This is a genomic window from Desulfomicrobium baculatum DSM 4028 (assembly GCF_000023225.1).
Classification (GTDB): Bacteria; Desulfobacterota; Desulfovibrionia; order Desulfovibrionales; family Desulfomicrobiaceae; genus Desulfomicrobium; species Desulfomicrobium baculatum.
Genome location: NC_013173.1, coordinates 2083623 through 2108570, shown reverse-complemented (window position 1 = coordinate 2108570; position 24948 = coordinate 2083623). Strand labels below are relative to the sequence as shown.

Below are 24948 nucleotides of genomic sequence, written 5' to 3'. Positions count from 1 at the left end.
CCAAAGTGGAAGTCACGGCCGGGTGGCAGCCGCTATGGTATGCGAAGGGTCTGTGCCATTATTTTTCGCCATGCGCCAGCCATGTCCTTTTCCTCACGATCTTGCACAGGGGGTATGACGCATGCGGGAAAATTGTCCTTGACTCGGCACTCTATCTTCTCCAGAAAAAAGGGCTTGCTGGGAAGTGTCGCCAAGTCTGCGCCCCGGCTGAATTATTTGTCCGGAGGGATCATGACGGATTCTGCGGCGCAGAGCCAGGCATTGCCGATCGTTCAATTGCGGAACGTGGCAAAGAGTTATGATGGTCAGCATGCCTTGACGGACGTGTCCCTCGACGTGCAGCGCGGCGAGTTTCTGACCATCCTTGGACCCTCGGGTTGCGGCAAGACAACCATCCTGCGCCTCGTGGCCGGCTTTGAAAGCGCCACTGCCGGATCCATATCCATTGACGGCAAGATCGTGACCGATCTCCCTCCGGAGCGCCGCAATGTCAATACGGTCTTTCAGAGCTACGCCCTTTTTCCGCACATGAACGTGTTCGACAACGTCGCCTTTGGGCTGCGCATGAAGAAGCGCCCGGCTGCCGAAGTCTCCGCCGAAGTCCGCGAGACCTTGCGGCTGGTCCAGCTCGAAGGTTTCGATACGCGCATGGTCGGCAAACTCTCCGGCGGGCAGCAACAGCGCGTCGCCATTGCCAGGGCCATCATCAACCGGCCCCTCGTCCTGCTCCTCGATGAACCTCTCTCCGCTCTCGATTACCGGCTGCGCAAGCAGATGCAGCTTGATCTGAAACACCTGCAGCGCAAGCTCGGCATCACCTTCGTCCTGGTCACCCACGATCAGGAAGAGGCCTTTTCCATGTCCGACCGCGTCGTGGTCATGAACAACGGCCACATCGAGCAGATCGGCACCCCGGTCAGCGTGTACGAGGAGCCCCGCAACCTCTACGTGGCCCGCTTCGTGGGTGAGATCAACATCATCGACGCCGAGGTGGTGGAGCTTGGCGAGGGTCGCGCCAGGGTGCGGGCCCAGGGGCTCGACGTGTTCATGCGCACCAGTCATGCCTTCCGGCCCGGCGAGAAGGTGCACATCCTGCTGCGCCCCGAGGACCTGCGGGTCGAGACCCTGAAGGACTTGGCCGAGGACCCGGAGCTGGAAGACGTCTTTGCCCGTGACCGCTCTCTGGTCGGCACGGTGGAGGAGACCATCTACAAGGGCGCGACCTATGACGTCGTGGTCCGGCTCGATGCCGGCGGCACGGTCACGGCCACGGAATTTTTCAACGAGGACGACGAGACCGTGTATTTTCGGGCCGCCGACCGGGTGGCCGTGAGCTGGGTCGAGGGATGGGAAGTGGTGCTGCCGCATGAAAAATGACGGCTTCTTCAAGCTCGCCGTCATTGTCGGCGCCATCTCCTGGATGGCGATTTTTGCTTTTGTACCCAATGTCCTGGTCTTTTTGGCCAGTTTCAGCTCCACGTCCTCCGCGAACTTCATCGAACCCGGTTTTTCCTTCGGCAATTACGCCCGGCTGATGGATGCGACCCATCTGGACATTCTGCTGTCTTCCCTGCGTCTCTCCGGACTGGTCACGGTCATCTGCCTCGTCACGGCCTATCCTTTTGCCGCCGTTCTGGCCCGGACCCCCAAGCCGCTGCGCAACACACTGCTCCTGCTGGTGGTCATCCCCTTCTGGACAAATTCTCTGGTGCGTACGTACGCCATGACCGCTATGCTCAACTCCAGCGGCATCGTGAACAATGTGCTCCTGACCCTGGGCATCATCGATTCGCCCCTGGCCATGATGTACACCCCCGGCGCCGTGGTTCTGGGCCTTGTGTACACGTTGCTGCCGTTCATGATCCTGCCCCTTTACGCGGCCCTGGAGCGCCTCGACCGCCGCTATCTTGAAGCTGCCCGGGATCTGGGCGCGAGCCCCTGGCGGGCGTTCTGGAAGGTGGTCGTGCCTTTGACCATGCCCGGCATCGTCTCCGGCTGCATGCTGGTCTTTCTGCCGGGCATCGGCATGTTCTACGTGTCCGACGTGCTCGGCGGGGCCAAGGCCATGCTGCTTGGCAACTTCATTCGCGACCAGTTCCTGACCACCCGTGACTGGCCGCTGGGCGCGGCGGCCAGCGTGACCCTGACCGTGCTCATGGGCGTGATGCTCCTTCTCTATTGGAAGAGCGCTGCCCGGCTGGGCAGGAAGGAGGCCTGATGCGAAAGCTGCGCATTCTTTACGTCACGCTGGTTTTTGTCTTCCTGTATTTGCCGCTGGGCGTCATGGTCGCCTATTCGTTCAACTCGTCCCGTTTTTCCATGGCATGGAAGGGCCTGACCCTTGACTGGTATGTAAAGCTCTTCGGCAACACCGCGCTTATGCAGGCGGCCCTGCACTCGCTGCTTATCGCGGCGCTGGCGGCAACCTGCTCAAGCATCCTGGGCACGCTCATCGCCATGGCCCTGCAGCGCTGGCGCTTTCCGTCGCGCAAGGTCATCCACACCTCGCTTTTCGTCATGATGATGTCTCCGGACATCGTCATCGGCATTTCGCTGTTGGTGCTCTTCATGGCCCTGTCCCTGCCGCTGGGGTTCTGGACCCTGCTCATGGCCCACATCACCCTGTGCGTGCCCTTTGTCAGCATCACCGTCTACGGCCGTCTGCAGGGGTTCGACCCGCACGTGGTGGAAGCCGCCCGGGACCTCGGGGCGGGCGAGTACGAGGTTTTCAGGCATGTGGTCCTGCCCATGGTCTTTCCCGCTGTCCTGGCCGGGTGGTTTCTCAGTTTCACCCTGTCAATCGACGACGTGATCATCAGCTTCTTCACCACCGGACCCACGTTCGAGGTCCTGCCTTTGCGCATCTATTCCATGGTCCGCCTGGGACTCAAGCCCGAGGTCAATGCCCTGTGCGCGATCATGATCCTTATAACCGTTGTGGCTGTCTTCGTGTCGCAGCGCTTCCTGAAGGAGAAATCATGAAACGATTGGTATTCACGGTCCTGTGCCTCATGCTGGCCACCCAGGCCCTGGCGGCATCCAAGGAACTCTACGTCTACAATTGGTCCGAATACATGCCGGACAGCGTGCTTGAGGATTTCACCAAAGAGACCGGAATCAAGGTCATCATGTCCACCTACGACAGCAACGAGGCTCTCTACGCCAAGATCAGGATGGTCGATGCCAAGGGGTACGACCTCATCGTGCCGTCCACGGATTTCGTGGCTCGCATGCACAAGGAGGGGCTGCTCATGCCCCTGGACAAATCCAAACTGACCAATCTGGGCAATCTTGATCCCAAGCTCATGAACCAGTCCTTTGATCCGGACAACACCTACAGCGTGCCCTACATGTGGGGCTCCACGGCCATCGCCGTGAATACCACGAACCCGGTCGCGGCTGCAGTCACTTCCTACGCCGATCTGTGGAAGCCGGAACTTAAAGGCAAAATCCTGCTGCCCAACGACATGCGCGGAGTGCTCGGCATGGGCCTGAAGCGACTGGGCTATTCGCTCAACGAGACCGACCCGGCCAAAGTGGCCGAAGCCTGCGAGCTTCTGATGCCGCTCATGGCGAGCGTGCGCGTCTTTGATTCCGACTCCCCCAAGCAGGCCATCTTGAACAACGAGGTGCAGGCGGCGGTGCTGTGGAACGGCGAGGCCTACATCGCTTCGGACGAAAATCCGGACATCCGCTACGTATACCCCACCGAAGGTTTCAGTCTCTGGGTCGACAATCTCTGCATCCCCAAAAATGCGGCCAACACGGACAACGCCCACCTTTTCATCGACTACCTCCTGCGTCCCGAAGTGGCGGCTTTCATCTGTCAGGAGATGGGCTATTCCTCTCCGAACCTGGCGGCCCAGGCAATTCTTCCCGAAGACGTGCGCGGCAACGCCATTGTCTATCCCGCGCCTGAAGACATGGCCCGGGGCGAATTCGAGACCGACCTGGGACCGGCCGTGAAAGCCTACGAAGAATGCTGGATGCGGCTCAAAACGCAGTAGCGTAAAGAGGTGTGCACGAGCTGTGGCGCGTTTCGCAAGGGACGCGCCTTTTTTTGTTCGCGGGAAATAGCGTGTGCGTTTGGCGTTGGAATTCTTGGCAGGGCATGGTATCATATATGATGAATGCGGCGAAAGCTTCTCGAACGGAAACGTTCTTCCCGGAGGTGGACATGGATTCCGAATTGCGCAAGCGCCTGGATGATTTTTTCGATGTGGGTTTCGGTAAGACCACCGGCATCGACACCGCTCTGCAAATCACCAAGATTTATGCCGGATCGGCCGCCGCCGACCCGGACAAGATTCCGGACCTTTTCGTGCGGCTGGTGCAGCTTTTCGAACCGAATCTGGATGTGCGCGACTAGGGCGTAATTGACAGCCTGTCACAACTCGGCCATGGGTTCGACTTTTGCGAACATTTTCGTGAGGCTGCAATGAGCTTTTGCGTCAAGGATATTTTGCGCATGCAGGTCGCGCCGGCTCTGGGCTGCACCGAGCCGGTGGCCGTGGCCCTGGCCGCCGCCGCTGCCAGGGCTGTTTTGCCGGGCAGGCCCGAGCGGGTGGATTTGTGGGTCGACCCCAACATTTACAAGAACGGTCTGGCGGTCATCATCCCCGGCACCGGGGGGCTGAGCGGCCTGGATCTGGCCGGAGCCCTGGGGGTTTTTGGCGGCGATGCGTCCCTGGGCCTGGAAGTCCTTGAACCGCTGGATGAAGAATCCGTGCAGGCGGCGCGCGCCCTTGTCCGTGACGGCGGCGTGAGCCTGAACCTGCTCCAGGACCAGCGAGGCCTCTTTATCCGCGCCGAGGTTTTCGACGGCTCGCACGTGGCCGAGGCCGTGGTCCGCGACATGCACGACAACGTGGTCAGCGTGAGCCTGGACGGAACCGTTTTGCCCCGCGCCCAGACGTCGAGCACGATTGCCGCCTCCAGCGAAATGCCCCGCCTGGAAGCCTGGATCAAGGCCTTGTCCCTGGCGGATCTGGTCCGACTGCTCGATGATCTGGACGACGAGGACCGCGAATTTCTGATGGAAGGGGTGCGCACCAACATGCGCCTGGCCGAGCATGGCCTCAAGTTCGGTCCCGGTCTTGGCATCGGCAAGGCTCTGGACCGCCTGGTGCGTCAGAAGCTTGTCTGCCGGGACATGATCCTGGCCGCGCGCATCCTCACATCGGCCGCTTCGGACGCGCGCATGGGCGGGGTCAAGCTGCCGGCCATGAGCTCCGCCGGGAGCGGCAACCACGGCCTGACCGCCATTCTGCCCATCTGGGCCATCCGCGAATTCATCACCTGCGAAGAAAAAGACGTGCTTGAAGCCATGGCGCTGAGCCATCTGGTCACGGCCTACGTCAAGGCCCACACCGGGCGGCTTTCCGCCATCTGCGGCTGCTCCGTGGCCGCCGGAGCCGGGGCCAGCGCGGGCATCGCCTATCTGCTGGGCGGCAATCTGGCCCACGTTGCCGGGGCCATCAAGAACATCATCGAGGATCTGGCCGGGGTCATCTGCGACGGCGCCAAGGCCGGATGTTCGCTCAAGCTGGCCACGGCCGCGGGAACGGCCGTGCAGGCTGCTCTTTTTTCGCTGCAAGGCGTCAATGTGATGGACACCGATGGAATCATCGGCGCTTCGCCCGAAGAGACCATGCAGAACATCGGCATGCTGAGCACCGAAGGCATGATCGAAACCGACCGGACCATTCTGAAAATAATGCTGGCCAAGCGTTTCTCCGGATTCTGATTTCCAAAAAGCCAGCCAAAAGGAGTATAAACCATGAATATATGCATAGTTGGAACGGGTTACGTGGGCCTGGTGTCCGCAGCCTGTTTCGCCGAGATGGGCAACGCGGTGACCTGCGTCGACATCAACCCCAAAGTGATCGAGGGGCTCAAGAAGGGCGAGGTGCACATCTACGAGCCCGGCCTTGAGGCCATGGTCCGCCGCAATTTCCAGGAAGGCCGCCTGACCTTCACCACCGACCTCTCCGAGGGCCTCAAAGACAGCCTCTTCGTCTTTTGCTGCGTGGGCACGCCCGAGGGCGAGGACGGCACCGCCGACCTGCGCTACGTGCATCAGGTGGCCCGCGACGTGGGTCGCCACATGCATGACTACAAGATCATCGTGGACAAATCCACCGTACCCGTGGGCACCGCCGACAGCGTGCGCGCCACCGTGCAGGAGGAGCTGGACAAGCGCGGTCTCAAGGTTGAGTTCGACGTGGTCTCCAACCCCGAGTTTCTCAAGGAAGGCGACGCGGTCAACGACTTCATGAAGCCCGACCGCGTGGTCGTGGGCACGGACAACGTGCGCACTGCCGAACTCTTGAAAAGCCTCTACGCCCCCTACGCACGCAGCCGCGAGAAGATGATCGTCATGGGCGTGCGAAGCGCGGAGATGACCAAATACGCAGCCAACTGCATGCTTGCCACCAAGATCTCCTTCATCAACGAGATCGCCAACATCTGCGAAAAGGTCGGGGCCGACGTGCGCGACGTGCGGCACGGCATCGGGGCCGATCACCGCATCGGCTACCAGTTCATCTATCCGGGCGTGGGCTACGGCGGGTCCTGTTTCCCCAAGGACGTGAAAGCGCTCATCGGCACGGCCCAGGGCGTGGGTTATGAACCGCAGCTCCTGTGCGCCGTGGACGAGGTCAACGACCGCCAGAAGACCGTCATCGCGCGCAAGATCGAGTCGTATTTCGCCGAGCAGGGCGGGGTAAAAGGCAAGACCCTGGCTCTATGGGGACTGGCCTTTAAAGCCAACACCGACGACATGCGCGAAGCCCCGTCCCTGGAACTGATCCGGCATCTGACGGGTCTTGGCATGCGCGTGCAGGCTTTCGATCCGGTGGCCGGTCCCAATGCGCGCCGCATTCTGGCCGATAACCCCCTAGTCACGATTTGCGAGGACCAGTACGCGGCCTTGAAAGGCGCCTCGGCCCTGGCCGTGGTCACGGAATGGAACCAGTTCCGCAATCCGGAATTCGCCAAGATCAAGAAGGCGCTGACCGCGCCCATCCTCTTTGACGGCCGCAACCTCTATTCCCCGGCCCTCATGGCGGCGGAGGGGTTCGCCTATTTCTGCGTGGGTCGCTAGACCTGGTCGTAACCACAAATCAAGGCCCCGTTCGGAGAAATCCGGGCGGGGCCTTCGCAGTTTTATGCACAGCGGAAGCGCATCCTTTTTCCATATCTTTGCGACTTTGCGCAACAAGCTGTTATCTAAGTATTCTAGTTGATTTTGTCGCGTTGACATCATCCTGTCACAGGACTACGTTTTTGCGCATAATTGTCATTCTTATGTCACAGTTTCGAAACATCAGGGCCCGTCGGGTCCGAAGGAGGTTGTGTCGATGAAAAGATTGGTGGTTGTGATCGCGATTCTGTTGTGCTCGGCTCTGTCCGCCCAGGCGGCGGAACTGGATCCGGCCAAGGCCAAGGCCGAGGGCACGGCGACCTTCTATGCCAACATCACCGCGGTGGAACCGATCATGGAGGCTTTCGAGGCCGACACCGGGGTCAAGGGCGCGTACACCAGAATTTCCACTTCGAAATTCCTCGCCACTGTCCTGACGGAATTCGAGGCGGGTAAACTCATGGCCGACGTGGTGCAGGCGCCGCTTCCGGTCCTGGAGATTCTTAAATCCAAGGGCGTCCTCGCCTCCTACAGTTCACCGGCCGCCGCCGGCTATGCGGACTGGACCAGAAAGGACGACGCCATCCAGCTTTTCGGCATCGAGTACGTAGGGCTCATCTACAACAAGGAGCTGGTCAAGGCGGCCGACGTTCCCAAGCGTTACGAGGATCTGGCCGATCCGAAGTGGAAGGACAAGATCGTGATGGCCAACCCCGCCAATCACGCCACCACCATCTCCTGGCTGGTCGGCCTCAAGGAAACCGTGTTCACGTCCGAAGAGGAATGGATGAGCTTCCTCAAAGGGCTGGCCGCCAACAAACCCATGTTCGTGGCCTCCTTCGGCCCCACGCCTGCTCCGGTGGAGAGCGGCGAGAAGCTCATCGCCATCTCCATGCCCAAATACATCATCACCAAGGCTCCGGCTCCCCTGGACTGGGCCCGGGTGGAGCAGCCGTTGCTGGGCACGCCGCGCGCCATCGCCGTGACCTCCAAGGCCCCGCACCCCAATGCCGCCCGTCTTTTCGTGGACTACTGGCTGTCCGAAAAGGCCATGGGCATCCTGGCCAAGGACGTGGGTGAATACGTCCTTGCGCCCGGCGTCTATCCGCCCATCGATGGCATGGACAAGGCCGAGGTCATGCCCATCCGCGATCTCTCCGACGAGGAGATCCAGAAGTGGGGCGACCAGTTCAAGACCATCTTCGACGTGCAGTGATCAGCGGCAGGCCGTCCGGACCAATGGTTCGGACGGCCTCCTCTTCCGGAGCACAGACTCCATCAGCTCAAACCTCACCGCCTTTCGTACCCGGCCAAGTCCGGTGCGAAGGCGCTTATGGAAACTCACCATGGAGATCCGAATCCAAGGCGTCAGCAAGCATTATTTTTCCGAAGGCAAGACCATAAAGGCCCTGGATGACGTCACCCTGACCATCCCGGCCAACCAGATCTTCACGCTGCTCGGTCCGAGCGGGTGCGGCAAGACCACGCTGCTCCGGTGCATCGTGGGCCTTGAATCGCCCGATAGTGGAGAGATCAGCATTGGCGACGAGGTGGTCTGGTCCAAGGACAAGGGCATCTACGTGCCCACGGAAGAGCGGGGCCTGGGCATGGTTTTTCAGACCTACGCCATCTGGCCGCACATGAATGTTTTCGACAACGTGGCTTATCCGCTGCAAACCCGGAACGTGCCTCGGGATGTCATCCGCCGCAAAGTCGAGAAGACCCTGCACTTCGTGCAATTGGAAGGCTTCGAGAAGCGCCCGGCCACCAAACTTTCCGGCGGCCAGCAGCAGCGCGTGGCCCTGGCCCGGGCCTTGGTGGCGGAGCCCAAGGTCATCCTTTTCGACGAGCCGCTCAGCAACCTGGATGCCAAGCTGCGCGAGGAGACGCGCAAGGAGCTGCGGACCTTTCTGACCGAGCTGTCCATCACGGCGGTGTACGTGACCCATGACCGCATCGAGGCCCTGGCTCTGTCCGACTCCATCGCGGTCATGCGCGCGGGGCGGATCATCGAGATCGGTTCGCCGCAGAAAATCTACTTCGACGCGGACCACCGCTTCGTGGCCGACTTCATCGGTCGGGCGAACCTGATCCCGGCCAAGGTCGTGCAGCAGACCGAAAACGCCACCGTGGTCGAGAGTCCCCTTGGGGTCATCACTTGCCAGAAGCGCGATTTGGCCGTGGGCGCGACGGTGACCCTGTGCCTGCGTCCGGAATTCATCCGCGTGGCTCCGGGCAGCGGCGAGGAGGGAGCGAATGTGGTCCAGGGCAAGGTCGAGACCCTGGTCTTTATCGGCGAAGCCTTTGAGATGGAGATACGGGCCGGTGGCGAACTGCTGCTGGCCAAGGTCGATGCCGACACCCGCACCCAGGTCGGGGACACGCTGCACTTCACCCTTGATCCCGCCCATTGCCTGCTGGTCGCGGTCTAGGGGGTGGCCATGGACGCCAATCGATCGAAACTGACGTTTTCCCTGATTCTCATTGTGGGAGTATTGACCGTCTGTCCCGTGGTCATGCTCGTCATCGGCAGTTTTTCCGAAGGCCTGACCGCTTTCGGAAGCTTCACCCTGCAGAAATATGTCGAGGCCTACACCGATCCGGCTCTGGCAGAAATCATCCTCAACACCGTGATTTTCGTTCTGGGCTCGTCGACCCTGGCCACGGTCTTGGCCCTGTTTCTGTCGTATCTGAACAACCGCACGGACATTCCCTGCAAGTTCATGTTCCGGATCATCTCCATCATTCCCATGATGATTCCGCACATTCTCTTTTCCGTGAGCTGGGCGCTGCTCTTGAACCCTTCCAACGGGCTCATCAACCTGGTGCTCAAGCAGGTCTTTTTTCTCGATCATGCGCCGCTCAACATCTATTCCCTGTGGGGCATGATTCTGGTCGAGGGCCTGCTCGACCTGCCCATCGCCTATCTCATCATCGCCCCGGCCATGGCTTCCTTCGACGTGGCCCTGGAAGAGTCATCCAAGGTTTGCGGGGCCAGCCCCTTGAGAACCCTTTTTCGCGTCACCCTGCCGGTGCTTCGTCCGGCCATCCTGGCCGCGTTCATCCTGGGCGTGGTGCGCAGCCTGGCTTCCTTCGCCGTGCCGTCGGTCATCGGCATGCCCGGCCGGGTCTACGTCCTGGCCACCCATCTGTACCAGATGATCGCCACGGGGTTTTCCGTGGACTACGGCAAGGCGGCGGCCATCGGCATGAGCGTTCTGGCCGCGTCCGTCACGCTCATCCTGGTTTATCGGGCATTGACGAGCGAGAGTGAAAAATATGTGACCATTTCCAGCCGGGGCTACCGGCCCACGGTCATTCCCCTCAAGGGAGCGCGGATTCCCCTCTTCGCCGTGGTGGCCCTGCTTTCGTTCGTGCTCATCGTCCTGCCGGTGGTGGTGCTCTTCTATACGTCCCTGGTCCCGTACTCCATGGTTCCCAGCGCCCGCGCCTTTTCGCTTATGAGCTGGAAGCATTGGATCGAGGTCCTCAAAGATCCCATCTCCCTGCTGTCGCTCAAGAACAGCCTGATGCTCGGGCTTGGAGGAGCCACGCTGGGAGTGATCCTTTCGGTCTTCGTGGCCTACACCATCGTCAAGGTCCGGACCCGGGCCGCCGGCATCCTTGAATCGCTCAGTTTTCTGTCCTTTTCCTTTCCCGGCATCGTCATCGGCATGGGGTTCATGTGGTTTTTCGTGCGCACTCCGCTCTATGCCACCATCTGGGCGCTGCTCATCGGCTACATCGCCACCTATCTGCCTTACGGCATCCGGCCCCTGGCCAGCGCCTTCGTCCAGGTGCACAGCCATCTGGAGGAATCGTCCCTGGTCTGCGGTGCCAGCCGCATGACGACCATGCGCCGCATCATCATTCCGTTGCTGGTGCCGGGCATGGTTTCGGGGTGGATTCTCATGGCTACGATGTTTGTGCGCGAACTGACCCTCTCGGTGGTGCTGTCCCGCCCCGGCACGGAGGTGCTGGCCGTGCAGATCCTGCGGTTCGCCGAGGACGGCCTGTGGGGCAGGCTTTCGGCCCTGGGGATCATGATGATATTCATCTCCACGATCCTGGTGATCCTGGCCAATCTGGTCGGGGCCAGATTCAAGCCAATGGAGGGCGGGGGATAGGTTCTGGGGCGGGCACGTTTAAAAATACAAAGACCACAAGAGGACGGAACCGAGAATTATGGCCCAGACGACACACATCAATGCGGTTCACCGCATTTCCGAATACAGCACGGCCTCGCCGGACGCGCTGCAAAGCCTTGTTCACGAGCATATGCGCCTGGCGCGCTCCGTGGATCCAACGCTCCATATTCTTGCCGCGCGTATCGACGAGCAGGCCGCGCAGCGCCGGATCGAGGACCTTTTCACGCAATATCCCGATCCGGCGCGCAGGCCGCCGCTCTTCGGCGTGCCGGTCGGGGTCAAGGACATCTTCAGGATCGACGGGGCGTCCATCCGCTGCGGATCGCTGCTGCCGCCCGTTTTTTTTGCAGGAGAGGAGGCCCGCTGCGTTCGGATGTTGCGCGACGCCGGGGCGATCATTTTCGCCCAGACCGCCACCACGGAGTTCGCCTATTTCGAGCCCGCCGCGACCAGGAATCCGCATAATCCGGCCCACACCCCCGGCGGGTCGAGCAGCGGCTCCGCCGCCGGGGTGGCGGCGGGATTTTTCCCCTTGGCCCTGGGCACCCAGACCGTCGGGTCCATCGTGCGCCCGGCCGCTTTTTGCGGGGTGGTGGGCATGAAGCCTTCGCTCGGAAAGATTCCCACGGCAGGAGTGGTCCATTTTTCACCCACCGTCGACCATGTCGGCTTTTTCTGCCGGCAGGTCGCGGACATCCCCCCAGTCATGGCGGCGTTCGACCCGCATTGGACCACGGGCGGGAGTCTTGGACAGGTTCGCCTCGGTCTGCCGGTAGGGAAGTATCTCAATCAGCTGCCGGCAGAGACCATGGCGTGGTTCGAGGGGGTTGTCGCAACCCTTGAAGCCGAAGGGTTCGAAGTGTTGCGGGTGCCGTGCCTGGACGATATCGAGGAGATCGCGGCCCGGCACCGGGATCTGATCGCGGCTGAATTCGCGTTGGAACAGGAGGCCTGGTTCACGGACTATGCCCATCTCTACCGTCCTGCGACCCGGGACATCATCCAGAAAGGGCGGACCATTCCTGAAGCGCGCCTTGCCGAAATCCGCGAGTCCTGCGCGGCGCTGCGCCGGGAGCTTTGCGCGGTCATGGACGGGCACGGCCTTGATTTGTGGATTTGTCCGTCCACCTTGGGCGAGGCTCCGGCGGGCCTGGGCGGCACCGGCAGTCCGGCCATGAACCTGCCCTGGACCCACGCGGGCCTGCCCGTGATTTCCCTGCCTTGCGGGCGGGGAGGAAGGGGCTTGCCGCTGGGCCTGCAATGCATCGGGCGGTTTGGCGAGGACGCCCGTCTGGCCGGCGCGGTTTTGAACCTTGAGACACGGCTGCGGGCAAGGGGGCTTGAATGAGCGTACATGATTCCGGGCAAGGCCTGGGCGCGGCCATTGCCCAACGGTTGCTCGAAGAGGCGCGGTTGGCGGCTGGGTACGCCTACGCGCCGTATTCGAATTTCCGGGTCGGGGCGGCCGTGCTGGGGGGCAATGGGACGATATACACAGGCGTGAACGTCGAGAACGCAAGCCTCGGCCTTGGCACCTGCGCCGAACGCGTGGCCCTGGCCTCGGCCATTGCCGACGGCGAAAGAACAATCGTCGCCCTGGCCGTGTCCTGCGTGGATGCCCCGGCCGATTCACCTCCGGCGCAACGGATGCCCTGCGGCGCGTGCCTGCAATGGATTCAAGAACTTGCGCCCCAGGCCGAAATATTCATCCTGGGCGAAAACCAGTCATTTCAGATACATGACCTGCTGCCGGTGGCGTTTTCGTTGCGGGGTGAGTGAGAGGCGGGCGCGTCTTTGCTCTGAAGAGAATTCGGGGCGCTCAATACCCCAAATCTTCCCCGACCAGCACCACATGGATTCGGCCTTCGTCGCGCTGGCCTTCGATGATGCTCCAGGCGTTGCAGATTTTCTGTGGGCTCGCGCAGCGGTGGCAGCGTCCGTCCTTGGTGCAGGGGGGCTCGTGGGCCGGGTTCAGGGCGCTCAGGCGCAGGTTGTTCATGGGCGCGGCGAAATCGCGCACCCGGTCCATGGCCGAGTCCAGGTCGCTGACGATCTTGTTCATGCCCACCACCAGGATGACCTTCCGGGGTCCGAAGATCATGGCCGCGACGCGGTTGCCCGTGCCGTCCAGGTTGATCAGTCGGCCGTCCAGGGTCACGGCGTTGCAGCTGGTGACCATGATGTCGGCGGTCAGGCCCCGGCGGCGGCGTTCGTCCCCTTCCTGGGGCGTCAGTCCCGCTACGTACGGGTCGATCAGGTCGACTTCGGGCAGGGCGGCGATCTTCGGCCAGAGCCCGAGGGAACCTACGGATTCGGAGCCGCAGCGGATGACGGAACACGGCCCCTTTATCATGGACAGTACGAGTTCGCGGGCCTGTCCGGCTGTTTCGACGTAGCTGCCGTGCATGCGGCGTTTCTTGAAGTGCGCGATGAGTCGTTCGGCGGTCATTTGCCGGAATTTTCGTGTCGGTTCGTCCATTTTTTCCTCCGTATTCGTCGCTGCCCGGCAGCGGATGGCGTCGATGCCGCCGGGCTTGCCCCGGCGAAAAAAATCTGACTGATTCTAGAAAATTACCACTATCCTGGCTGCGTAAAAAGAGGTGAGCTGCGAGGAACAAAGTAAATCCAGGCCAGAAACGTATCACGACATGCGTGAGGGTTTGGATATGCCGCAGCGACGAAGCAGATCGTCGTTTTCAATATCCTGCTAAAGTACCTGCGCCACCGCTCCCGCGATCTGGTCCAGGTCGTCGATGAGGTGGAAGCCGGAGTCGGCCATGGCCTGGAGCTTGACCTCGATGCCGCCCGCGCCTTTCTCCAGGATCGCGCCCGCGTGTCCAAGGCGTTTGCCGGGAGGGGCCGTGCGGCCGGCGATGAAGCCGAAGACCGGCAGTTCGAACCCGCTTTCCTGCATGTACTGCCCCAGCTCCTCTTCGGCTTTACCGCCGATCTCGCCCAGGATGACCACGGCTTTGGTGTCCGGGTCGTGGCGCACCAGCTTGCACAGGTCCGTGAAGGACGTGCCGACAAAGGGATCGCCGCCGATGCCTACGCAGACGGACTGCCCTATGCCGGCCTTGGTCAGGCGGTCCACGCATTCGTAGGTCAGGGTGCCGCTGCGCGAGAACACGGCCACGGGGCCGGGCGTGAAGATGTCGCCGGGCATGATTCCGATCTTGGTCTTGCCGGGCATGACCAGGCCCGGGCAGTTGGGGCCGATGACCCGGGTGGGACTGTCTTTCAGACGCTCCAGGGCGCGCAACATGTCCAGCTGGGGGATGCCGTCGGTGATGCACACCACCCAGCCGATTCCGGCCGCCGCCGCCTCCAGCACGGCGTCCGGGGCCATGGCTCCGGGCACGAAGATGATGGACGCATCAATGGGCATGGCTTTTGCGGCCTCGCGCACGGTGTCAAAGACCGGTACCCCCAGAACCTCGCTTCCGCCCTTGCCGGGCGTGACCCCGGCCACGACATTCGCGCCGTACTCCTGCATCAGGCGGCAGTGCAGCTGTCCCTGCTTGCCGGTCAAACCCTGGACCAGGATGCGGCAGTTCTCGGGCAGGGGGAAGGCAGTGCTGGTCTCTCGTGGCCGGGCCGGGAGCAGGGGAGCCGTGGAGTGGGCAATTAGGGGTTTGTGCGTGGCCTGCGGGCGGTAGCCTTTGAGTTTTTCCAGGGCGGCGCGGGCCGTGGTCAGGTCAGGGCAGAGATGCAGCCCGTTCAGGGCGGCCTTGCGCAGCAGGGAAAGCCCGTCGGCCGAGCCGTTGCCCGCGAAGCGGACCACGATGGGCTTGCGCGGCTCCTGCCCGTCCAAGGCTTCGAGCATGGACTCGGCCACCTTGTGGCAGGACAAGATACCGCCGAAAATATTGATGAAAACCATTTCCACGCGGGAGTCGTCGAAGAGGATGTCCAGGGCCGTGCGCATGGCCGTGCTGTCCGCGCCGCCGCCAAGGTCCAGGAAATTAGCGGCCTCCAGGCCCGAATAGTTGAGGATGTCCATGCTGGCCATGGCCAGGCCCGCGCCGTTGACCATGAGCCCGACATACCCGTCGAGCCTGTGGTAGCTTAAGGCCGCCTCGCGGGACCTGTTTTCCTCGTCGCTCAGGTGCGCGGCCTCGAAGAAGCGGTTCAGGGACGGATCGATGCCGACCCGGTGCCCGTCGATCTCGACCTTACCGTCCAGCGCCAGAAGCTGGCCGTCCTCGGTCAGCACCAGGGGGTTGATTTCAGCCAGGAGCAGGCGATGGCGCAGGCAGCAGTCGAAGAGGTTCGAGAGCAGGGAGGAGAAGGCTTTCATCAGCTCTTTGGGCAGCCGCAGATGGAAGAAAATATTGCGGATCTGAAAAGGGGCCAGCCCGGTGTCGGGCGCGGCGTGTTCGATCAGCAGGGTTTGCGGGTCGCAGGACTCGATGTCCATCCCGCCGAAACGGCCAGCGGTGATGCAGAACGAGCGGCTTTGACGGTCCAGGGTGATGGAGAGATAGATTTCGCGGGTGTAGGCGGCTTTGGGCTCGATGCGCACCAGCCTGACCTTTTCTCCCTTGATGGTCAGGGAAAAGATTTGGGCCAGTTCGGTGCGGACCTGTTCCAGGGTGTCCGCCATGCGGATGCCGCCAGCCTTGCCTCGGCCGCCGCTCAAAACCTGTGACTTGAGCACCCAGGGCAGCGCGAAAGAGGGAGCGGGTTCGTCTCCCGGGCCGAGAAGCGCGCCCAGGGGCACGGGGATGCCGGCTTCATGGAAAAGCTGCTTGCTGTTGTGTTCATTGAGCTTCATGACTCTCTCCTCGCTTCAACTGTTGTCAAACACCATGCCTTGGACTATCACCGCGAAATGATATTCGGGGGGGAGGGCTCCCGGGAGGGGTAGGCCCGGGCTGCGCGATTTTGTCTGTTGCATACCTGCCTTGGGATGAAAATCAAGAAAAATTACGACAACACTCTTTTTTTATTCATGTAATCCGTCAAAAATGCAAAAATACAGAATTTTAATCACTCTCGGACTGGCTTTGACGTTGAATCTTTTTTCGGCGTCATTGCTGCGGGCAGACTCCATTTCGCTTACGGATCTTGGGGTGGACAATGCCCAGGGCTCTGTCTCCGTGGGTTTCAGCGTTGTGATCAATGAGATGGCCCCCCTGATGGAGGCCTTGCAGAACGGCGGGCAGTACGAGGTGCGATGTTCCGGCAAGCTTTATAAACGCCGTCTGGGTTTCTGGGACGCGTTTTTGAGCGAGGCCGCCTACTCCTGCCAGATTTCGAGCAAGCCCATTGCGCGAGAATGCGTGGTCACGGATCAGAGGGGCAGCCATACTTTTGATTTTGCGGGGTTGCAGGACGAATTGAACCGCTTCTGGTCGCGCCTGACCCTGCCCATGGGCAGCTGGGATGTCATTGAGCGCGGCCAGGCGTATCGCGTCGTGCTCACCTTCAGTGTCACGCGCACCAATGTGCCGGGGTGGGTCAGCAAGCCTCTCTTTTTTGTTAGCTGGGACCTGGTCCCCGAAGTGGTGTACGTTCTGGATTTTGATTTCTGATTTCAACCAAGCGCGAGGAGCATGGACAAGTCATCCCGTCACATTCCTGTGCAGGAACGCACCGCCCATGAACGACGCAAGCGGCAACGGGAAATCACCCTGGCCTTTGTGGGCATCTTCCTCATCGTCATCCTGACCTGGATCGAGCTGCGCCTGCTGGGGCTCAATTCCTATCTTTTCTTCGCACTCTTCAACGTCAACCTGATTCTCCTCATTCTGGTCCTTTTTCTGGTCCTGCGCAATGTCATCAAGCTTATTCTGGACCGGCGAAGGCGGGTCCTGGGGTCGGGCCTGAGATCCAAGCTGGTCCTCATTTTCGTCACGCTGTCCATGGTCCCGACCTTTATCATGTTCGTCCTCTCGACCTGGTTTGTGCAGACATCCGTCGATTACTGGTTCCAGGCCCAGGTCGAGACGTCCATGGACCAGGCTTTAAGCGTGGGACAGGATTTTTATGCGGCCGCCGAATCCGGACTTGAGATCAAGGCGCTGGGCATTCTGGCACATTTGCGGGAACGCAAGCTGGATTTCAACGCCAAGGGGGCGGACGCGGCCCTGCGGCAAAAAAGCCGGGAATACAGGCTGAACCTGAGCGGCGTGATCACCAGGGCCATGCAGCAAAAAAACTGGGACGCCGATCCGGTCTGGAACGATGTCTGGCCCCGGATCAGGGACGAGGTCCCTTTTGCGGAGCTTGGCAAGGATTTTAAGTATTGGGCCACCCTTTGGCCGCATCCGGATTCGGATCTGGTGGTCGGCGTAATGTCCGTGGACGAGGCCGGGTCGGCCTTTCTTGTCGTGGGCGCGGAAGTGGGACCCGGCTTTCTGGACCGCCTGGAGCAGATCGCCCAGGGCGTGGGTGAGTACAAGCAGCTCCGAAGCCTCAAATATCCTCTGAAAATGACACTTTACATGGTTCTTGGGCTCATGACCATGCTCATCTTTCTCGGCGCGACCTGGTTTGGCTTTCGCCTGGCCAGGGAACTCAGTGCTCCGATCCAGGCGTTGGCGGCGGGGACCCAGCGCATCGCCCAGGGTGACCTTTCGGTGCGGCTCGTGGACGAATCCCGCGACGAGCTTGGTCTTCTGGTCCAGTCCTTCAACAGCATGGCCGAGGATCTGGAGCAGAGCCGCGCGCATCTGACCCGCGCCAACCTGCAACTCGAAGAGCAGTATCAGACCCTTATCGCCAAGAATCATTACGTGCAGGCCATTTTGGAGAATATCACCGCGGGCGTGGTCTCCCTTGACCGAAGCGGGCGGATCACGACCATGAACCGCGCGGCCGAGGCCATTCTCGGCCTGGAAGCCGGAGCGCTTATCGGTGAATCCGCTCTTGACCTGATGGGCCCCGCCCATCGCGGTCTGGTGCAGGAGGTCAGCCAGCTGCTGCGTAGCAGTCCCGGCTCCCAGTGGCAGCGCAGGCTTGATCTGGAGGCCCGCGGCGAGACGATCAAGCTGCTGGTCAACGCGGTGGCGCTGATGGACAGCGAGGGCGGCGACAGCGGTATTGTCGCGGTGTTCGAAAATATTTCAGAACTTGAAAAGATGCAGCGCCTTGACGCCTGGAAGGAAGTGGCCCGGCGCATCGCTCACGAGATCAAGAATCCGCTCACGCCCATAAAGCTTTCGGCCGAGCGCCTGGAACGCAAGTTCGGGCCCGTGGTGGCGGACCCCGTCTTTACCCAGTGCACGGGGCTCATCGTCAAGCAGGTCGAACACTTGCAGGAGATGGTGCGGGAGTTCTCAAGCTTTGCCAAATTGCCCGAGGTGATGCTGACGGCTGGCCGCATCGAGCCCCTGCTGCAGGAGTCCATCTCCGTTTTTTCAAGCAGCCATGCCTCCATCCGCTGGGTGCTGCGGACCGAGGAGGTGCCTCTGGTCATGCTTGACCGTGAAGCCATGGGCCGCGCCATCTACAACATCCTGCTCAACGCGGCCGAGGTATTGGCGGACCAGGAGGACGGCCGGGTCGAAACCGTCCTCTATGCGCGCAAGCGCAAGGGCCGGATCTATATTGAAATCAGCGACAACGGCCCCGGTATCAAGCCCGAGGAGCAGTCGCGCATGTTCGAGCCCTACTATTCGACCAAGCGCAGCGGCACCGGCCTTGGCCTGGCCATCGTCAAATCCATCGTCAGCGACCATCACGGGCATATCCGGGTCAAACCCAACGAACCGGCCGGGACCACTTTTGTCATAGAACTTCCAGCCGCCCGCAGCGAGGCATGATGCACGACAACGCGTCCATTCTCATCATCGACGACGAAAAGGATATCCGCCTGTCCCTGCGCGGAATTTTCGAGGACGAAAACTGGCAGGTGACCGAGGCCGGAACCGGAACCGAGGGGCTTGGCCTGGCGCTGGACGGAGATTTCGACCTCATCTTTCTCGACATCTGGATGCCCGGCATGGACGGCATGGCGGTTTTGTGCTCGCTCAGGGAAAAGGGCGTGGATACGCCGGTAATCATGATCTCCGGTCATGGAAATATCGAGACGGCGGTCACGGCCCTCAAGAACGGCGCCTTTGACTTCATCGAGAAGCCCCTGTCCCTGGACAATATCCTGGTCACGGCGGGCAAGGCCCTGGAGCTGTCCCGGCTCAAACGCGAAAACAGGGAGCTGCGTTCCCGCATTCAGCCTGAAGAGACTCCCACCATCACCGGCTCATCGCTGGGAATCGTCCGCTTGCGCGAGCTCGTTGCCCAGGTCGGGCCCACCGAGGCCTGGGTGCTTATCACCGGTGAAAACGGGACCGGCAAGGAGATCGCGGCACGGGCCATCCACCGCGCGAGCAAGCGTGCCGACAGGGAGATGGTCTGCGTCAATTGCGCCGCCATTCCGGAGGAGCTCATCGAAGCGGAGCTGTTCGGCCACGAAAAGGGCGCTTTCACCGGTGCGGACAAGGCCAAGAAGGGCAAGTTCGAGCTGGCCGACAAGAGCACCCTGTTTCTGGATGAAATAGCCGACATGAGCCTCAAGACCCAGGCCAAGATTCTGCGCATCCTGCAGGAGCAGAAATTCGAGCGGGTCGGCGGCGTCAAGACCTTCAAGGTGGACGTGCGCGTCATCGCGGCCACCAACAAGGACCTGGTGCAGGAGATGGTTGAAGGGCGTTTCCGGCAGGATCTGTATTATCGGCTCAATGTTTTTCCCTTGTGCGTTCCTCCCTTGCGTGAGCGGGCCGAGGACATCCCGGAGATGATCGAGTTTTTTTCGCGGCGCATGATCGAGGAACAAAGCTTGCGGCCCGTGCGCTTCGACCGGGAATCCCTGGATCTGCTCAAGCGTTACGCCTGGCCCGGCAATGTGCGGGAGCTCAAGAATTTCGTGGAGCGGCTCTTCATCCTGTATCAGGGCCAGGAAGTGAATGTATCCATGCTTCCGCCGGAATACAGGACAGGCGCGGCTCTTGACGCCCTGGCCGTGGTCCCTGACGGGATCACGGATTTCAAGGAGGCCCGGGCGCGGTTCGAGGAGGCTTTTTTGCGCCGGGAGCTTGCCCGTGCGGACGGCAATGTGGCGCGACTGTCGGAGACCATCGGGCTTGAGCGGACGTATCTGTACCGCAAGCTGAGGACCTACGGCATCGGCTCGGAAGAAGGCCGCTAGCACAAGGTTGCGCGGTACGTGCGGCCAAGGCTCTAGAGACCCAGCTTGCCGCGTCTGTATCTGAAGGTGTCCCGTGAGACGCCCAGCAGCCTTGCTGCCTGGGATTCGTTACCGTCAGCCAGGGCCAGCGCCTGCGTGTAATACATGTGTTCGAAATCCTGCAGCAGGGTCGGCAGGTCCACCCCGCCAGGCGTGAGCGTAATCCTGCTTTCAGCCTCCGGCGCGCATTCCGTCGCAAGCCCCAGATCCGCGGCGTCCAGATCCGGTCCGCAGGCCATGAGCGTGGCCCGCTCCATGATGTTGCGCAGCTCGCGCACGTTGCCCGTCCACGGATGGCCGAGCAGGGCGGCGCGGGCCGTTTGGGTGAGGTCATTGAATTTCTTGCCGAATTTTTCTCCGTATTGATGCAGGAAGAGTCGCGCCAGCGGCAGGATATCCTCCTTGCGGCGGGCCAGCGACGGCACGCGGATACGGACCACGGCCAGGCGGTAGAAGAGGTCCTGCCGGAAGCCGCCGCTGCGGATCATCTCTTCGAGGTCGCGGTTGGTCGCGGCCACGATCCGGGTGCGCACCGTGCGTTTGGCGGTGGAGCCCAGGGCGTAGAATTCACCCTCCTGCAGGAAGCGCAGCAGCTTGGCCTGGGCGCTGCCCGGCAGTTCCCCGATCTCGTCCAGAAAGAGCGTGCCTCCCGCCGCTTCTTCCACCAGCCCGGTCTTGCCTTTTTTTCCCGCTCCGCTGAAAGCCCCCGGCGCATAGCCGAAAAGTTCGCTCTCGATCAGCTCGGCCGGGATGGCCGCGCAGTTGACCGTGACCAGCGGGCCGCGAAAATTGGGGCTGCGATAATGGATGGCGCTGGCGATGAGTTCCTTGCCCGTGCCCGTGTCGCCTTCCACCAGCACCGGCGTGTCCGGACTGACCGCGACCTTGGCCACGGTCTGCACCACGTCGGTCAGAGCTTCGCTCTCGGCAATGAAGAAGGGAATCTGTTCGCGCAGGGCCTTGTCCTGCAGGAGGCGGATCTCCTTGCCCAGACGAATGGAACTTCCCGCCCGTTCCAGGCAGAGCTTGAGGGTGTCCATGCGCAGGGGTTTTAAAAGATAATCGAAGGCGCCGCGCTTCATGGCCGAGATGACCGTGTCCAGGTCCTCGAAGGCCGTGATCATGATCACGGCGGCATGAGGCGACTGCCTGCGGATGTGGTCCAGCACTTCAAGACCGCTGATGTCGGGCAGTCCGATGTCCAGCAGCACCAGATCCGGGGCCAGCAGGGGCAGTTCCTCCAGGGCTTCCTTGCCGCTGGCGCAGGAGTTGACCGTGTAGTGGCGGCCCAGGGCCATGGTCAGGCTGTCGCGGATGGATTCTTCGTCATCGATGATGAGCAGGGAATAATTCATTTGTGCTCCGTGGCGGGCCGGGGGAATTCGAGCCTGAACTCCGCGCCGCCCGCAGGGCTTTCGCCCACATGGATGGTGCCGCTGTGGTCGGCGACGATGCGCTGCACGATGGACAGGCCGATGCCCGTGCCGTCGCTTGCGGTGGTGTAGAAGGGGTCGAAAATGCGTTCCCGGTCGGCCGGGGTGATGCCTGGCCCGTTGTCCGCGATGCGCAGGCTCAGCCGGTCTTCTTCGCAGACGATGCGCAGGGCGATGTTTTTTGCCCCGGCATTGTTGCGCACCGCCCGGGCCGCGTTGTCCACGATATTGATGACGGCCTGCTCAAGCTGCATGCGGTCTCCGAGGATGGCCGGAACAGGGGAGAACTCCGTGTCCACGGTGATTCCGGCCTTGCGCAGGGTCGGAAGCATGAGGCTGAGGCCCTCTTGCACGGGGACGGCCAGATCGAGGAGTTCGAGCTGCGGCGTGCCGGGCTTGGAAAAATCGAGCACCCTGCGGATGACGGACTCCATCTTGCCCGCAGCCTTGCGGATCTTGGCGATGGTTGTGCGCAGCACGGAGGCCGGTTCGGCGGGCAGTTCGTCGCAGATCTCGTCCATGGCGTAGAGATAGCCGTGGATGCCCGTCAGCGGGTTGCGGATCTCGTGGGCGATGCCGGCAGCCATGCGGCCCAGTGAATTGATCTTGTCGAGGAGCATGATCTGCCGGGCCATGCGCCTGGCTCCCGTGACGTCGGCCATGAACACGGCCACGCGCGTGACCTGGCCTCCGTCGTCGAAAACGGGATAGAAGCGCAGGTCCAGATCGCGCTCCTCACCGTATTCGTTGATGGACCGGACTTCGCCGGTGGAGAATACGTTGTCCACTGCCTGGCGGAAGCGCTCGGCGCGCGTTTCAGGCAGCAGGGCGTAGAGGGACAGTCCGTAGAGCGACTCGCGGTTTCTGCCCAGGCGCGAGGCTCCGGTTTCGTTGATGTCGAGGATGATCCCGGCCTGATCCATGAGCAGCAGGGTCTCGGTGGGGGCGTTGATGAGGGCCCTGGCCTTGGCTTCGCGGTCGCGGATATGGGCCTCGGCCAGACGGCGCTGCTCAATCTCGAATCGCAGGTCGCGGGTGCGCCGGTCGACCTCGATTTCCAGGCTGGCCCGCGCCTTGCGCAGGTCTCCCTCGGCCCGGATGCGTTCGTGGACCTCGCGTTCGAGTTCGTCGTTGGCTGTTCGCAGATGCTCGGTGCGGGCGCGGACCGCCTCTTCGAGCTGCTCCTTGTGACGGCGCAGCACGGCTTGCGCCTCCTGGCGGCGACGGATGGCGCTGACCAGCATGGCCAGGGCGGCCAGCAGCACGGCCACGCCCGCCGTGGCGGTCCAGATGTAACGCTTGTCGATCTGATAGAAACGCGCGGGCTGGTTGAGAACCAGGCTGTCCTTTGGCAGGGCCTTTTCGCTGATGCCGAAGCGCTGCAGCTGGATGTAGTCGAAAATGTAGCGCGACGGGGTCTGCGTGTTCACGGGGATGGCGCCCGGGTCGGCTCCGCCGAGGACTTTCATGGCCAACCTGGCCACGCGCTCGCCTTCGGTCTGCCCCTGCACCATCTTGCCGCCGACGCAGCCCGTGCCCATCTCGAAATCCCAGAATCCGTAGATGGGCACCCCGGCGTGGGTGGAGAGGAAGAGATTCTTGCCGCGATAATCGACCAGCACCCCTTCCTCGTTGCGCATGACCCCGTGGATGAGGATGATCTGGCCGGGGCCCAATTCTTGGAGACGGGTGCGCAGTTCCCGCGCGTCAAGGTTGTTCCAGTAGGTGAAGCGGATGGCCGGAAACTGCTGTTCCAGGGCGCGCAGGGAGCGGTCGGTGAGCAGGTCGGTGATGGCCTGGTCCGCGCCGATGACCACGAACTCTTTTGTGCCGGGGTTCAGGGCGAGGGCCGCGAGCATGGTTTCGGCAAAGGCCGGGTTTTCGGCAAGGCCGGTGATGTCTTTCTGGCCTCGCAATTGTTCGGGCGCAAAATCGTTGACGCCGCAAAAGACGACGGGCGCGCCGCGAAAAATGTCGTCCCGGTACTTAAGCACGAAATCCAGGGCATCGTTGTCCGTGGTTATGATCAGGTTGAAGGTGCTCTCGGCCAGCTTGTGCCGCAGGAGCGCGGCCTGCAGGGAGAGATAGGACGTGTCGGTGTTGCGCTTTGTGTCCAGGTATTCAACCCACAGCAAGGCCTCAGGCATCTCGGCGCGAAAGGTTTCGCGGATGCCCGTGTTGAGCGTGTCGGTCCAGGACAGGCCAGGATGATAGGAATGCAGGACGAGCACGTTCGGCGGGGCGGCCAGAAGGGGCAGGGGCGGCACGAGCAGCAGGAGGAGAAGAATGATGCGCATCATGCGCAGGGTGTAAGCGCAATCGGCGCGACCTTCAAGTCTGCCGGATGCTATCCTTGACAGTGGTTGCGGATGGGAATAACGATCCTTGTTTCCTTGCTCCCCCGAATGGAATGGGAGGGCTTTTACCCGTAAGGAGGATTTATAATGATGACAAGGTACGAGGAATTGATCCTGCTCAGCCCTGAGCTGGGTGTGGAAGAATGCCGCGAAATCGTGAACAACTTCAGCGCCATTGTCGAGCGCGAGGGCGGCACCGTTCTCAAGGTCGACGACTGGGGCGTCAAGGATACGGCATATCCGGTGCGCAAGTTCAATCGTGGCCGGTACGTCCGCATGGAAATGAACATGCCTGGCAAGGCTGTCGCGGAATTGGAACGCAATGTCCGCATCACCGATGGCGTGTTCAAGTTCATTACCGTCAGACTCGCCGAGACCCCTGCTGCGGCAACCGAGGAGGCATAACATGTCCTTTAAGAAGAAATTCGCACCCCGGAGAAAGTACTGCCGTTTCTGCGAGAATCCCGAGATCCTGCTTGATTACAAGCACCCGGAAGTCCTGAACGATTTCGTGACCGATCGCGGCAAGATCATTGCCAGCCGTATCACCGGCACCTGCGCCAAGCACCAGCGGGCTCTCACCCGTGAAGTCAAGCGCGCCCGCCAGATGGCTCTGATGTTCTACACGGCTACCCACAGCACCGACGTGCTCAAAAAATCTAGAGTCTAGGAGATT

General features: G+C 61.6%; 21 protein-coding genes. 17 read left to right on the top strand and 4 right to left on the bottom strand.

Annotated features, from left to right (window positions below; translation table 11 throughout):
* Positions 1-231: 231 nt before the first annotated feature.
* The 12 genes from potA to DBAC_RS09210 all read left to right on the top strand — a co-directional run bounded on the left by potA (position 232) and on the right by DBAC_RS09210 (position 13071).
* Complete coding sequence (potA, locus tag DBAC_RS09265; RefSeq protein ID WP_015774031.1) at positions 232-1377, top strand: spermidine/putrescine ABC transporter ATP-binding protein PotA; 1146 nt, start codon at positions 232-234, stop codon at positions 1375-1377.
* Positions 1367-2218 carry a spermidine/putrescine ABC transporter permease PotB gene (gene potB, locus DBAC_RS09260; RefSeq protein ID WP_015774030.1) on the top strand — a complete coding sequence of 284 codons (852 nt, stop codon included), beginning with the start codon at positions 1367-1369 and terminating at the stop codon, positions 2216-2218. The genes potA and potB overlap by 11 nt, the downstream gene beginning before the upstream one ends.
* Positions 2218-2982: a spermidine/putrescine ABC transporter permease PotC gene (gene potC, locus DBAC_RS09255; protein ID WP_015774029.1), complete on the top strand. Its 765-nt coding sequence runs from the start codon at positions 2218-2220 to the stop codon at positions 2980-2982. Before potB ends, potC begins: the two co-directional genes overlap by 1 nt.
* Complete coding sequence (locus DBAC_RS09250) at positions 2979-4007, top strand: extracellular solute-binding protein (protein ID WP_015774028.1); 1029 nt, start codon at positions 2979-2981, stop codon at positions 4005-4007. Before potC ends, DBAC_RS09250 begins: the two co-directional genes overlap by 4 nt.
* Before the next feature lie 170 nt (positions 4008-4177).
* Positions 4178-4369, top strand: coding sequence for a hypothetical protein (locus tag DBAC_RS09245; protein WP_015774027.1), 192 nt, complete (start codon positions 4178-4180; stop codon positions 4367-4369).
* Between the two features lie 69 nt (positions 4370-4438).
* Positions 4439-5746 (top strand): L-cysteine desulfidase family protein, encoded by a 1308-nt coding sequence (locus tag DBAC_RS09240; protein ID WP_015774026.1) that lies wholly within the window; start codon positions 4439-4441, stop codon positions 5744-5746.
* Positions 5747-5779: 33 nt separating this feature from the next.
* Positions 5780-7105: a UDP-glucose dehydrogenase family protein gene (locus tag DBAC_RS09235; RefSeq protein WP_015774025.1), complete on the top strand. Its 1326-nt coding sequence runs from the start codon at positions 5780-5782 to the stop codon at positions 7103-7105.
* Between the two features lie 256 nt (positions 7106-7361).
* Positions 7362-8360: an ABC transporter substrate-binding protein gene (locus tag DBAC_RS09230; protein WP_015774024.1), complete on the top strand. Its 999-nt coding sequence runs from the start codon at positions 7362-7364 to the stop codon at positions 8358-8360.
* A gap of 130 nt (positions 8361-8490) precedes the next feature.
* Positions 8491-9576 (top strand): ABC transporter ATP-binding protein, encoded by a 1086-nt coding sequence (locus DBAC_RS09225; protein WP_015774023.1) that lies wholly within the window; start codon positions 8491-8493, stop codon positions 9574-9576.
* A 9-nt stretch (positions 9577-9585) separates the two neighbouring features.
* The gene (locus DBAC_RS09220) at positions 9586-11271 is read left to right on the top strand and encodes an ABC transporter permease (RefSeq protein WP_015774022.1); all 1686 of its coding nucleotides are present in this window, start codon (positions 9586-9588) and stop codon (positions 11269-11271) included.
* Between the two features lie 58 nt (positions 11272-11329).
* Positions 11330-12640, top strand: a complete 1311-nt coding sequence (locus DBAC_RS09215) for an amidase (RefSeq protein WP_015774021.1) — start codon at positions 11330-11332, stop codon at positions 12638-12640.
* A complete protein-coding gene (locus tag DBAC_RS09210; protein ID WP_015774020.1) occupies positions 12637-13071 on the top strand; it encodes a cytidine deaminase in 435 nt (144 codons plus the stop codon). Before DBAC_RS09215 ends, DBAC_RS09210 begins: the two co-directional genes overlap by 4 nt.
* A 40-nt stretch (positions 13072-13111) precedes the next feature.
* On the opposite strand, the gene DBAC_RS09205 is transcribed toward DBAC_RS09210, so the two are convergent.
* Both DBAC_RS09205 and sucD read right to left on the bottom strand, forming a co-directional pair.
* A complete protein-coding gene (locus tag DBAC_RS09205; protein WP_015774019.1) occupies positions 13112-13771 on the bottom strand; it encodes a lactate utilization protein in 660 nt (219 codons plus the stop codon).
* A 228-nt stretch (positions 13772-13999) separates the two neighbouring features.
* Positions 14000-16069 (bottom strand): succinate--CoA ligase subunit alpha, encoded by a 2070-nt coding sequence (gene sucD / locus DBAC_RS09200; RefSeq protein ID WP_015774018.1) that lies wholly within the window; start codon positions 16067-16069, stop codon positions 14000-14002.
* Between the two features lie 232 nt (positions 16070-16301).
* Here sucD and DBAC_RS17905 point away from each other — a divergent pair, with 232 nt between their 5' ends.
* Genes DBAC_RS17905 through DBAC_RS09185 form a run of 3 tightly spaced genes read left to right on the top strand, consistent with a single transcriptional unit; the run spans position 16302 to position 20443 of the window.
* Positions 16302-16829 carry a DUF4390 domain-containing protein gene (locus DBAC_RS17905; RefSeq protein WP_167320928.1) on the top strand — a complete coding sequence of 176 codons (528 nt, stop codon included), beginning with the start codon at positions 16302-16304 and terminating at the stop codon, positions 16827-16829.
* Positions 16830-16850: 21 nt separating this feature from the next.
* Entirely contained in the window at positions 16851-19061 is a 2211-nt protein-coding gene (locus DBAC_RS09190; protein ID WP_015774016.1) for a sensor histidine kinase, read from the top strand.
* Complete coding sequence (locus tag DBAC_RS09185; RefSeq protein ID WP_015774015.1) at positions 19061-20443, top strand: sigma-54-dependent transcriptional regulator; 1383 nt, start codon at positions 19061-19063, stop codon at positions 20441-20443. The genes DBAC_RS09190 and DBAC_RS09185 overlap by 1 nt, the downstream gene beginning before the upstream one ends.
* Before the next feature lie 32 nt (positions 20444-20475).
* On the opposite strand, the gene DBAC_RS09180 is transcribed toward DBAC_RS09185, so the two are convergent.
* Both DBAC_RS09180 and DBAC_RS09175 read right to left on the bottom strand, forming a co-directional pair.
* Positions 20476-21837, bottom strand: coding sequence for a sigma-54-dependent transcriptional regulator (locus DBAC_RS09180; protein ID WP_015774014.1), 1362 nt, complete (start codon positions 21835-21837; stop codon positions 20476-20478).
* A complete protein-coding gene (locus tag DBAC_RS09175) occupies positions 21834-24215 on the bottom strand; it encodes an ATP-binding protein (RefSeq protein ID WP_015774013.1) in 2382 nt (793 codons plus the stop codon). Before DBAC_RS09175 ends, DBAC_RS09180 begins: the two co-directional genes overlap by 4 nt.
* A 147-nt stretch (positions 24216-24362) precedes the next feature.
* Here DBAC_RS09175 and rpsF point away from each other — a divergent pair, with 147 nt between their 5' ends.
* Both rpsF and rpsR read left to right on the top strand, forming a co-directional pair.
* Entirely contained in the window at positions 24363-24677 is a 315-nt protein-coding gene (gene rpsF, locus DBAC_RS09170) for a 30S ribosomal protein S6 (protein WP_081434502.1), read from the top strand.
* A 1-nt stretch (position 24678) separates the two neighbouring features.
* Entirely contained in the window at positions 24679-24942 is a 264-nt protein-coding gene (gene rpsR, locus DBAC_RS09165) for a 30S ribosomal protein S18 (protein WP_015774011.1), read from the top strand.
* Positions 24943-24948: the final 6 nt, after the last annotated feature.